Here is a 12,241-nt window from a genome sequence, read left to right as displayed (position 1 = left end):
TGAAGGAGTTTTCTTTGAAAAATCAGTCAGTTGGAGCTAGTCCCTCACTACCGTCTCAGGCAGCGAGGGCGCGAACTATACGGACTACTGTGCTTCTGTGCAAGACTTTTTTCAGCTATCGCACAGCCCTCTTATTTTGAGGGGAATATTGAGGCCGCATCCGACCTCCCGACGATCACTTGTCCATGTTAGTTCGCACTCCCGCATAACTAACATAGTGTTGAGAAACACAAATACCAAAGGGAATCCTTAGAGATTAGTGCAGCTCCCTATCCTTCGCCTTTTCATCACTGGTTTTGTCGTTTCGATTGTCAGGTTTAGGGTGGACCCTTCCCCACAGCCACATTGCGGGCCCAGAAAGCGTGTAAAGCACAGCCAATGTCAGCAGTACCCCAGCTGGGTCTATGGTCACCAGACTAAACACAAGGATCACCGCAAGCATCATTACAAAAGGCACTCTGCCTTTGAAATCCAGCCCCTTAAAACTTGTGTAACGGAAATTGGAAACCATCAGAAGTCCAGCAGCAGTCGTTACCAGCGCGGCAATCATTGCAAGCCCGGTCCCAACTTCCACATCGTGCCCAGCCCAAACCATGCTGGCGACAATGGCCGCTGCAGTAGGACTGGCAAGACCGATAAATACCCCTTTGTCGACAGTATCCACCTGGGTATTAAAGCGAGCCAAACGCAGAGCGGCGCAGGCGGCATATAAAAATGCTATTGCCCAGCCAAATTTGCCTAAAGTTCCCAGCCCCCAACTAAACGCTACCAGTGCGGGGGCCAGGCCGAAGGAGACCATGTCCGACAGGGAGTCATATTGCACTCCAAAGGCACTTTGGGTATCGGTCAAACGCGCTACCCGTCCATCGAGACCATCCAGGACCATAGCCACGAAAATTGCGATCGCGGCGGCCTCAAAATTGCCGCTCATACCGGCAACGATCGCATAAAAGCCGCTAAAGAGGGCTCCGGTAGTAATCAAGTTGGGCAGGAGATAGACCCCCCGTGCGCGGACCTTCTTACCATTTTCCGCAACCTCTTCCTCAATGTGCTCGTCGACAGGCAGACGAATTTCCTCATTCAACCCGCTGGCTGGATCTTCGGACTGCTTATCATCGCCATGAACGCTCATAGACTCTCCGTTAATGCATTTTGCAGTCAGCGAGTGTACGCCATTGCCCTGTGCGCGCACAGGGCAAAAAAAAACGGCGGGAAAACCCCGCCGTTTTTTTAGTTTGGGAAGGATCAGCTGTTGCCTTCGGTCCGGTCAATAATTTTATTGGCTTTGATCCAGGGCATCATGGCACGCAGCTTGGCACCTACCTGTTCGATTTGATGCTCTGCACCAATACGACGCTCCGCCTTCAGGCGCGGCTGCCCAGCGAGAGATTCCAACATAAAGTCCTTGGCGAATTTCCCGGTCTGAATATCCTTCAACACTCGCTTCATTTCAGCTTTGGTTTCATCGGTAACAACCCGAGGCCCGGTAACATAATCGCCGTACTCAGCGGTATTGGAAATAGAGTAGCGCATGTCGGCAATGCCGCCCTGGTACATCAGATCGACAATAAGCTTCAGTTCATGCAAACACTCGAAATAAGCCATTTCCGGCGCGTAGCCCGCTTCAACCAGGGTTTCAAAGCCCGCAGTTACCAGTGCAGAAACACCACCACACAATACTGCCTGCTCTCCGAAAAGATCTGTTTCGGTTTCTTCTCGGAAATTGGTTTCGATAATCCCAGAGCGGCCACCACCATTCGCAGAGGCGTAGGAGAGGGCCAACTCTTTAGCCTTACCTGAGGCATCCTGATAAATTGCAATCAGGGTTGGCACACCACCACCTTCAAGATAGGTCGAGCGCACAGTGTGGCCGGGGCCTTTTGGTGCAATCATTATGACGTCCACATCGGCTGGCGGCTCAATCAGTTCAAAATGAACATTAAAGCCGTGGGCAAAGGCGAGCGCCGCACCAGATTTTAAATTAGGGGCCACCTGCTCCTTATAAATATTGGCCTGGTACTCATCCGGCGCTAGGATCATTACCACATCTGCATCTTTAACAGCGCTCTCCACCTCGGCCACGCGCAAGCCGGCATTTTCGGCTTTACTCCAGGAACTGGAGCCCTTGCGCAGCCCAACAACAATATTCTCCACACCAGAATCTTTGAGGTTATTGGCATGGGCGTGCCCCTGAGAGCCATAACCGATAATGGCAACATTTTTTCCGCGAATTAAGGAGAGCTCACAATCTTTATCGTAATAAACTTGCATGATTAAATTCCTGTTTCCTGCTATCTAAACACTTAATACTTTTTCACCGCGGGCGATTCCCGAAACCCCGGAGCGTACGACTTCCATAATGGTGTGCTCACCCAATGCCTGTAAAAATGCATCGAGCTTTTGACCAGTGCCGGCTACTTGCACCGTGTACATGCTGCTGGTGACATCCACAATCTGCCCACGAAAAATATCTACACTGCGCTTAACCTCATCGCGCTGTGCTCCATTTGCGCGAACTTTTACCAACAGTAATTCCCGCTCAATATGGGAGCCTTCGGTGAGATCAACCAACTTCACCACGTCGATTAATTTATTTAGATTTTTTGTGATCTGCTCAATCTTGTGGTCATCACCGATAGTCACCAAGGTGAGACGCGACAGGGTGGCATCCTCGGTAGGTGCCACCGTCAAACTTTCAATGTTATAGCCGCGCTGGGAAAACAGTCCCACAACTCGGGATAAGGCTCCCGGTTCGTTCTCCATCAAAACCGAAATAATTCTACGCATCGCCTTAACCCCTATGTCCGTTCGGTTTTGCTCAGCCACATATCGCGCATGGAGCCGCTCGGCATGACCTGCATCGGGTAAACATGCTCAGACGGGTCAACATAAACATCGATAAATACCGTACGATCTTTATGCGCAAAGGCTTCCTGCAGTTTTGTGTGCAAATCCTCTCGCCGCTCAATCTTCACGCCCAAATGGCCATAGGCCTCGGCGAGTTTGACGAAATCCGGCAGGGATTCTTCGTAGACACTATTGGATAGGCGCCCCTCGTACTGCATTTCCTGCCACTGCTTCACCATACCGAGGGCCTGGTTATTGAGGCACAGAATCTTGACCGGCAAATGGTATTGAGTGGCGGTGGACAATTCCTGAATGCACATCTGGATACTGCCCTCACCGGTCACACAAACGACCTCTTTATCGGGGTGGGCAATTTTCACCCCCAGTGCAGAGGGCAGACCGAAGCCCATAGTGCCGAGGCCACCGGAATTGATCCAGCGGCGCGGCTTGTCGAAGTGATAGTACTGGGCTGCAAACATCTGGTGCTGTCCAACATCAGAAGTAACGAAAGCATCCCCCTCGGTTATATCGTAAACCGCGCGAATCACCTCCTGCGGCATGATCAAGGCACCGTCAGTCTTATAGCGCGGGGCCGTATAGAGACCATGGCGCTCACGCCAGTCGTCGATCTGCCGCCACCAGTCAACGATGGCCGACTGGTCCGGCTGCTCCTCGCTGGATTTGAGCGCTTCCAACATATCCGCCAGTACAGACTGGACAGTACCCACGATAGGAATATCGGCGACGATCGTTTTGGAAATAGAGGCCGGATCCACATCGATATGGATAATCTTGGCCCCAGGGCAGAATTTACTGGGGGTATTGGTGACGCGGTCATCAAAACGCGCCCCTACCGCCAGTATGACATCGGCGTGGTGCATCGCGGTATTGGCCTCAAAAGTGCCGTGCATACCGAGCATACCGAGGAAGCGTTTATCGCTACCGGGGAAGGCACCGAGCCCCATCAGTGTATTGGTCACGGGGTAATTCAGATGGCGAGCCAACTCGGTGAGCAGTTCGGAACCCTCCCCCTGTATTACACCACCACCGGCGTAAATCACCGGTCGCCGGGCTGACAGCAACAGCGCCACCGCCTTGCGTATTTGTCCGCTGTGCCCCTTGCCCGCCGGAGTGTATGAGCGCATGCGCAGCTTCTCCGGGTAGCGGTATGGAAAGCGCTCGGCGGGATTGGTCACATCCTTGGGCACATCGATAACCACCGGGCCGGGGCGGCCAGTAGTAGCTATATAGAAGGCTTTTTTGACAATCTCGGGAATATCCTCGGCATTCTTTACCAGGAAACTGTGCTTTACGATTGGGCGTGAACAGCCAACCATATCGGTTTCCTGAAAGGCATCCTCACCAATCTTGTCGCTGGGTACCTGGCCCGAAATCACCACCATGGGGATTGAGTCCATATAGGCAGTGGCAATCCCAGTTATCGCATTGGTGGCCCCTGGACCAGAGGTCACCAATACCACGCCCGCTTTGCCTGTAGAGCGTGCATAGCCGTCTGCAGCGTGGGTAGCGCCCTGCTCGTGACGCACCAGGATATGCTTGATGGACTTCTGTCTGAAGATGGCGTCATAGATATGCAGTGCCGAACCGCCCGGGTAGCCGAAAATCAAATCTACCCCTTCATCCTGCAGCGCGCGAACCAACATATCGCCGCCGGAAAGTAATTCCACTTGAGTCTCCTCAATTTACCTAGTTGGTAGGATAGCCATCACCAAAGAACCGCTAACCGAACGAACAACAAGAATGTTGAACGGCAATTGTAAAGGAAAATGGTGACAGATATCAGCCTGTTGCGTGTTTACATGCCGATTTTTAGGATGGAATCATCGCGCGCAGTAAAACACCCAGCCTGAGACCGACACGTCAGTGTCAGAATTGCAGGCTAGCAGGCCTCCAGGGGTAGGGAGAGCCTCTCGACGGAATTGCGGCGGAAGGGTGGTCCACCTGAGCTAGTGTCCTGGCCGCGGGTGTGCGGAGACGACTACTCGCCGAGGAAACAGTCGATTTTGCCAATCCAACCTTGACTGTCAATAGACATGAATGAAAGTGTTAAGAGAGTTACAGGAAAGTCCACCGATACCGGTACAATATGCCAGTTAAGGAAAGATAAAACGATGAGGGGTAATCCGATGCGCATCGCACTCGCAATGCTATTCTCCGGCCTGGCACTGGCCGCTCAAGCCAACGGCATCTACAAGTGGGTAGATGAGGACGGTGTGGTGCATTTTGGTGAGCAGCCACCTAACAGCTCCGAAGTCGAGGTGATTAAAAAGCCCAAGTCGGAACGCTATAAAAAGTGGGAAGCGGAACAACAGGCCGCACTGGCCGCAGAAAAAGCCAAACAGGAGGCTGCCAAGCCCACTCCTGAGAAAAAAAGTACTGCAAAACAAGAGCCTCAGGACCCGTCAAAGGTGGATGAGCAAGTTGCCCGCGCCCAGGCAGAGGCCCGCGCGCAACGCTGTGAATCCTCGCAGAAGAATTTGAAAGCCCTGACGACTCATGCGCGCGTACGCGAAATCGACGAGCAGGGCAATCAACGCATGCTGGGTGAGGACGAACGTCAGGAGCGTATCTCTAAAGAAAAACAGAGCATTCGCGATAACTGCTAACGCTCTCGGCGGCTACAACTCCTTGTAGGGCATATCGTTAAACTGCTCCAGGCTGTAGCGCTCGGTGTAATAACCGGGTTCAAACAGCCTGTCAGCCCTCGGCACGGTCACCCGGGCAATACTCAGCTGCTTGACCAGATAGGGGCCGTCCTGATCGGCGTCGCGGATCATCAGCCCATAGAATTCGAAGGGTATCCAGTGGCGTCCAGGCGGAAGCTCAACCGCATACTGGGTACTGCCAATAGGGGTCTGCTCATCGTTGTAGAGGGAGCCACGGAAATAAAAGCGGCCTTGCTGCAGTACCTCCACTTCAGCTTCCACCAATAGGTTGCCCTCACTGGTGAGCGAATCCCGCAAATTACCGGTGTAGCTGCCGGTATCCTCAGACAGTGTAAAAGCGGCGGCATCGCGTAGCCCGTCGATATCCGTATCCACGATGATTTTATAGATACCCGTTGGCAGCGACTGGCCCTGGTAAACACCTGCCTCCATTTCCGCTTCATAGACCAGGTCCCCATTGCTATCCGCGAAGGTCAGGGCACCCAATACATGTTGATCGTCCAATACCATCAGGGCAGTCAGGTCCGCCGGCACCTTGGCTCCATCACTATCGGTCTGATAGGCATAGACCCGCACGGTATCCCCGTACAGATAAAATTTCTGATCGGTCCATAGGGTCAGGGTATCTCCATTATCACTATAGGTTGTGCGTTGATCGGGGGCGTGGGTCTGGGAAATTGGATCTTGCGAGGCGCTCTTGATTGCGCGGTTTTCCGGTGGGTAGCGATGGAATTTGGCCAGATCGGAAAGCAAGGATTGGTGCAGTTCGGTCTTCACTGGCCGTGCTTGGATCTCCTGCCACACCTGCACGGATTTATCCTCTACTGGATCCTCCTCAACGAACTCGATCCGTCGTAACTCCGCCAGCTTTGGCCGGTGGGTATCTACCCCACCCGCCTCGGCCTTGGCAACAACCGCAGTGGAGACTTCCCCAGCCTCTCCAGTGAACCAATAAGCCACTGCTGCGGCGATCAAGACAATAGATCCCAGGATGGCTAGGCGCCCCTTGAGGCGGTTGTTGCTGGCGGACATGGACTATCTCCCGCAAAAATTACTGAGTACAGGCAGCGATGCGGCCTGCGCTGTTTTTACCAACCCCGCAATCCAGACCGTCGGGGATACCGTCGTAATCTGGAGACAGAATACCGCCATTGCGCTGGGCATCGTGATCGGTATAGATACTGGCCAAGTTATAGGAACGGGCCGTACCCTTGTTGTCATTATTACAGGAGAAGGTGGCACTGCCGTAGGCAATCCCCATAAAGGTGTCGTACTGTTTCAGGTTTGACCAGAGGTTACGCTTGCCGGAACCGGAACAATTCATCTGAGAAGCGAGGTTGATGTAGCCGTCATCTTCGCCATTCAGCAGAGCAGAGGAAACACTTTCCACGCCGGGAAAACCTGCATAGCCACCGATGGTATAGACAGGGGCGCCCAGGTTAGTACCCACATAATTGCGTACCGTGTAAATATCGTTGGTCTGCATATAGCGTACCGCGGAGCACTCCCGGCCGAAGAAGAGGTCGTTGATCACCTCGTCATACCAAGTGCCATTACATATCCGGTCCACACCTTCGGTGCCGGTGATTGCGCCACCGGTAGTGAAAATCGCAGCCACTCCACTAATCGCACTATCAAAATCCACGGTTACCGCGTTGGTGTCACTCAGGCTGGCAACCTGCACTTCCTTGGTCACGGTTTTACAGCTCTTGCTGCCATACCAGGTTGTCGAGCACTTCTCGACTTCCTGCATTTCTGTATCGGTATCGTACTGCTCGTAAGCACGGTTGTAGTAAGGTGATCCCTCAACCGAATTACCAGCGATATACATCATCTGGGCAGCACCTTGGCTGTGGGAAATAATCCAGAAAGTATCATCGGCGGAACACTGGTTTTCGTGTTCGAATCTATCTCCCGCTCCACTGCGGATCTGAATAATTTGCCGGGCAATTTCACCGGATGTTTGATCGTGCCAATAGGGAAGTTCGCCTTCGTCGGTAGAGTTATACCCCACCACTCCGTAATTTCCGCCATTGACGAGTAGCTGATCGATGAAACTACTGTTTTTATATTCATCGAAATAGGTTTCACTCCAGTAGTCCAGTGCCGGCTGCACTAAACTCCCATTATTATCAGTGCTGGTTGTGTGCCCCTCGACTCCATGTCCATGGACCAGGATATAGCAGTTCTCAGCTACCGCTGAAGAAGCACCCACCATCGCAGCAAAAAAAACAGACAGGCCTGCGCCCAGTCGATTAGACAGTGTCATGGTTGTCGCCCTTTATAATTTTATAAGTGGAAATTTTCTGACCGCAGAGTCTCGAGGTATCCGTTTCGCAACACTCTGCAGACAACTGCAAGTTATCCGGTGAGGCTGGTATCGCAATAGGATTTTTGGCGCCAGAGGATGATCCAGTACGCCACGTGAGGCGACCAGCTCGTCATAATTCACATTTTTGTTTTCGTTGTTTGATGTGCCTTTGCTATGATCCAGTTAACGCCACCCGGACGGCAAAGAGTCATGAGAGACCAGAATAAAAATATGTCCGGCCATGCCGGCGTGCCTAAAATTTTCGCACCTTATTTTGTTACTGCCGCTGCGCGGCTAGGTATTCCTATTGGCACATTGATCGAGCGACTGCCATTCACTTTTAGCTGGAATCCCCGCGAAAGTGAACGGCTCAGTTATAGCGAGTTCAATGCGCTGATCGAAAACTTGGTGGCACTCTCCCCGGTTTCTTCGCCGGGGCTAAGCTTCAGTCGCTTTCCCATTATTTTGTGGCTGGAGGAAACGATTATCGAGGCGCAGCCCTCTCTTCGACGTCCACGGGAAATCTTGCGGCCTGCGGAAATTGTTTTATCACAAACCCTGGCACCGCTACTGCGTTTCGAAACCAAGCAAGAAAATGAATTCGAAATTCTCACTTTACACTGGCGTCTGGAATTATTTAACGAGTCAGTAAACTATTTCTTCGCCGAGATGTTGATGGCCCGTATCGCAGAATTACTGCGTACCCTAAACCCTCAATTTACCGAGGTATGCGGTGTTAAGTTGCGCAGTCCAAAGCCAGAGGATGATTCTATCTACGCTCGGATATTCCAGAGCCCGGTAGAGTTCGACTGTGAAAGCAACGCCATTATTCTCAGTGCAGAAACCCTGGACTTCCCTATTCCCAGTTATCATAAGTTGCTGCGCAGCCAGAGCCGCAATGTTTTAAAAACCGTTCTACACAACACCCTATCGAGCTACAATTTGGCGGCAAGCCTACGCTCCTGGCTGGAAAAGCATATCGTTCGCGAGGAAGTCACCATCAAACAGGCTGCCGCCCACTTCCGCACCAGTGGACGCACCCTGCAAAGGAGACTGAAAGAACAGGGGGTTACTTTTCAGGAGTTAAAAGAAAGTGTCACCCTGGCACTAACTAAGCGGCTACTGCTGTCATCCAGCGAATCCGTCGAAAGTATCGCTATAAAACTGCATTTTGCAGAGCGTGCGGTTTTCACCCGTTTCTTTAAAAAGCACGAGGGGGTAACCCCCAGCGAATACCGCCGCAGCAATGCCTCAAGGGATTTTCTCGACGCTTAGCTGCTTAGCTGCTTAGCTGCTTAGCTTAATAGCATCGCTCACGGTGCCTTTAACTTCCGTGAGCTTGAGCCTGTATCTTTTTGTAGTCTCGCCCTAAATACAGATACATGGCGGGCACAACAAAAAGTGTAAACAATGTACCAATGGTCATTCCTGAGGCGACCACCAACCCCATGGCAAAACGAGCCCCACCGCCGGGCCCGGAAGCAATCAGTAGGGGCACCATTGCCAACACCAGAGAGGCTGTTGTCATCAATACGGGGCGCAGCCGGATAGAGGTGGCCTCCTCTATAGCGGTGCGCTTATCCAGCCCCCCCATTTGTAATTTATTCGCGAACTCCACTATCAATATTCCATGTTTGGAAATAACACCAATCAGAGTCACTAGTCCCACCTGGGTATAAATATTGAGTGTGGTTAGACCAAGGCTGACAAAAATCATCGCGCCACATACGCTCATTGGCACAGTCACCAGCATAATGAGTGGGTCGCGCCAGGATTCAAACTGGGCTGCCAGTACAAGGTAAATCACTATCAGTGCGAAGAAAAAAGTTACTACTAATTCCGAGCCTTCCGTTTTGAACTGGCGGGACTGGCCGGAGTAATCCACCGAGTACTCCGCGGGTAGTATTTCGCTAGCTGCGCTTTCCAATACCCCAAGTGCCTCTCCCAGAGTCACACCGGGGCGTGGCACTCCGGAAATTGTCACCGCATTGAGTTGCTGGAAGCGTTTTAATTGTTGTGGCTCCACGGTTTGACGCAGATTGATCAGAGTATTGACCGGTACAAGATCGCCATTGATCGCACGAATGTAATATTGCTTCAATTGATCAGAGGTGAGACGGTCCACCCGCTCAACCTGTGGAATCACCTTATAACTACGATTATCGAGGGAAAAACGGTTAACGTAGGCACCAGAGAGCATGGCTCCCAGATCTCGGCTGAGATCCACCATGTCCACTCCCATGGTGGCAGCCTTTTCCCGATCTATTTCTATAACGATCTTGGGTTTATCAATTTTCAGATCGGAATCCAAAAAAATAAATTTTCTACTCTGCAATGCCTTCGCCATAATCTCACTGGCAACATCGGCGAGATTTTCCATAGGCTCTGTCGCCCCGATCACAAACTCCACTGGTAACTGACCACCCGCGGTGGGCAGGCTTGGCGGCACCACCACTGCCACTTTGAGTCCGGCAATCTTGCGGACATCTTCACTGATCAGCTCCTGCATTTCTTCGGTATCGCGCTGGCGTTTTTCCCAAGGTCCTAACACAAAACCCGCGGTGGCATTGTTGACGCCACTGCTAAAAGTACCTGCACCGTTGAGCAAGAAAATATTTTCTACCTCAGTGTAGAGATCGGCAATATCCACTAACTGCCCACTGTATTGCTCGACATAATCCAGAGTGGCATAGGCATCTGCAGTGGAGATAGTGAGAATCAAGCCCCGGTCCTCAGTGGGTTCCAACTCTTGAGGGGAGGTAATAAACAGGAAATAGCAACTTACCAGAACAATCAGTCCGAACAGCAAAATAACCCCGCGCTCTTCTAGCGCGCTGTGCAAACGTTTCTCAAACCCTTTTTGCAAATGGGCAAAGCGCCGTTCGAGCCAAGCCTCCAAGCGCGTGCCGCCACCCTCCCGCGGTTTCAGAATTCTTGAAGCCATCATCGGCGAGAGTGTCAAGGCTACAACGCCGGATAGCAGCACGGCACCCGCGAGGGAAAACGCAAATTCAATGAACAGGGTTCCGGTAAGGCCGCCGAGAAAACCAATAGGAATGTAGACGGCGATCAAAGTAGTGGTCATCGCTACTACTGGCCATGCCAGTTCGCGCGCCCCAACAATGGCCGCCTCTCGGGGCGAGAGCCCTTCTTCAATATGACGATGCACATTTTCCAAAACAATAATCGCATCATCCACCACTATGCCAATGGCCAGCACCATACTCAGCAGCGTCAATAAATTGATAGAAAATCCCATCAATAGCATTAGAAACATTGCGCCGACCAAGGAGAGAGGAAGAGCGATAGCTGGAATTAAAACACTGCGCAAAGAACCCAAAAACAGGTAGATCACCACGATAACGATGATCACCGCTTCAACAATGGTACTCACAACTTCAGAAATAGAATCCTGAATATATTCAGTGCTGTCATAGGGAATTTCTCCCAGCATTCCCTCGGGTAACTGCGGGAAAATTTCACCCTCCAGTTTTTGCCGCACCTGTTTGATAACATCCAGGGAGTTAGCATTCGGAGCCACTTCGATAGCGATAAAAGTGGCGGACTGCCCATTGAATGTCACCGAGCTATCGTACGTCTCGGCACCTAACTCAATATCGGCAATATCACCGAGCCGCACCAACTGGTCACCACTGGCGCGGACCACCAAATTTTGAAAATCTACCTGGCGGGAAATATCTGTATCCGCTCGAATTTCCATCGCCACTCTCGAACCCTTGGTCGCACCTACTGCAGATAGGACATTGTTGTTGCGCAGGGCATTGGACACATCATCGGGAGTCACCTCTAGCGCTGCCATTTCTTTGGGTTTTAGCCAGGCGCGCATGGCAAAAGTGCTATCGCCAAGCAAGCGTGCACGTTGCACACCGGCAACAGTAGCCAGCTTGGGCTGTACGACCCGGACCAGATAATCGGTGATTTGGTTATTGGCGAGAATTTCCGAAGAGAACGATAAATACATGGCGGCAGTGGTCTCCCCCTGCTGCATCTCTACACTGGAATCTTCAGATTCCTCGGGCAGATCACTGCGCAGTTTATTAACCTTGGCGACTACCTGTGTGAGCACTTCGTTCGGGTCATAGTCGAATCGCACATAGGCATTAATGGTGGACAGTCCCTGAACACTAGTCGACACCATATAATCAATGCCATCTGCCGTAGCAATCTCCTGCTCCAGTGGTGTGGTAATAAAGCCCTGAACCAGATCGGAATCGGCGCCCACATAAACGGTGGATACTGTAATAACCGCATTTTCCAATTCCGGATACTGGCGAATATTTAATTCAGTAATTGAGCGCAAGCCCAGCAGAAAAATAAAAAGGCTGACTACTGAAGCTAATACCGGTTTACGAATAAATATCTCTGTGAAGTTCAC

General features: G+C 51.7%; 9 protein-coding genes. 2 read left to right on the top strand and 7 right to left on the bottom strand.

The window, feature by feature from the left end; genetic code table 11:
* Positions 1 to 256: 256 nt before the first annotated feature.
* The 4 genes from pssA to ACJJID_RS20355 all read right to left on the bottom strand — a co-directional run bounded on the left by pssA (position 257) and on the right by ACJJID_RS20355 (position 4,535).
* On the bottom strand, positions 257 to 1,132 hold the full coding sequence (gene pssA, locus ACJJID_RS20370; protein WP_444920997.1) for a CDP-diacylglycerol--serine O-phosphatidyltransferase: 876 nt from the start codon (positions 1,130 to 1,132) through the stop codon (positions 257 to 259).
* A 113-nt stretch (positions 1,133 to 1,245) separates the two neighbouring features.
* Positions 1,246 to 2,271, bottom strand: coding sequence for a ketol-acid reductoisomerase (ilvC, locus tag ACJJID_RS20365; RefSeq protein WP_152451267.1), 1,026 nt, complete (start codon positions 2,269 to 2,271; stop codon positions 1,246 to 1,248).
* A 24-nt stretch (positions 2,272 to 2,295) separates the two neighbouring features.
* Positions 2,296 to 2,787 (bottom strand): acetolactate synthase small subunit, encoded by a 492-nt coding sequence (gene ilvN / locus ACJJID_RS20360; RefSeq protein ID WP_152451264.1) that lies wholly within the window; start codon positions 2,785 to 2,787, stop codon positions 2,296 to 2,298.
* An 11-nt stretch (positions 2,788 to 2,798) separates the two neighbouring features.
* A complete protein-coding gene (locus tag ACJJID_RS20355; protein WP_444920996.1) occupies positions 2,799 to 4,535 on the bottom strand; it encodes an acetolactate synthase 3 large subunit in 1,737 nt (578 codons plus the stop codon).
* A gap of 459 nt (positions 4,536 to 4,994) precedes the next feature.
* Here ACJJID_RS20355 and ACJJID_RS20350 point away from each other — a divergent pair, with 459 nt between their 5' ends.
* The gene (locus ACJJID_RS20350; RefSeq protein WP_444920995.1) at positions 4,995 to 5,474 is read left to right on the top strand and encodes a DUF4124 domain-containing protein; all 480 of its coding nucleotides are present in this window, start codon (positions 4,995 to 4,997) and stop codon (positions 5,472 to 5,474) included.
* 12 nt (positions 5,475 to 5,486) lie between these two features.
* Here the strand turns inward: ACJJID_RS20350 and ACJJID_RS20345 are convergent, their stop codons facing one another.
* On the bottom strand, positions 5,487 to 6,566 hold the full coding sequence (locus ACJJID_RS20345) for a DUF4785 family immunoglobulin-like domain-containing protein (RefSeq protein WP_444920994.1): 1,080 nt from the start codon (positions 6,564 to 6,566) through the stop codon (positions 5,487 to 5,489).
* A gap of 19 nt (positions 6,567 to 6,585) precedes the next feature.
* Complete coding sequence (locus ACJJID_RS20340; RefSeq protein ID WP_444920993.1) at positions 6,586 to 7,803, bottom strand: hypothetical protein; 1,218 nt, start codon at positions 7,801 to 7,803, stop codon at positions 6,586 to 6,588.
* Positions 7,804 to 8,055: 252 nt separating this feature from the next.
* On the opposite strand from ACJJID_RS20340, the gene ACJJID_RS20335 reads away from it, so the two are divergent.
* Positions 8,056 to 9,120, top strand: a complete 1,065-nt coding sequence (locus tag ACJJID_RS20335) for a helix-turn-helix domain-containing protein (protein ID WP_444920992.1) — start codon at positions 8,056 to 8,058, stop codon at positions 9,118 to 9,120.
* Positions 9,121 to 9,169: 49 nt separating this feature from the next.
* Here the strand turns inward: ACJJID_RS20335 and ACJJID_RS20330 are convergent, their stop codons facing one another.
* Positions 9,170 to 12,241 carry an efflux RND transporter permease subunit gene (locus tag ACJJID_RS20330; protein WP_444920991.1) on the bottom strand — a complete coding sequence of 1,024 codons (3,072 nt, stop codon included), beginning with the start codon at positions 12,239 to 12,241 and terminating at the stop codon, positions 9,170 to 9,172.

It is taken from the genome of Microbulbifer sp. CnH-101-G (genome assembly GCF_052466775.1).
This window is presented reverse-complemented; position numbering and strand designations above follow the sequence as displayed.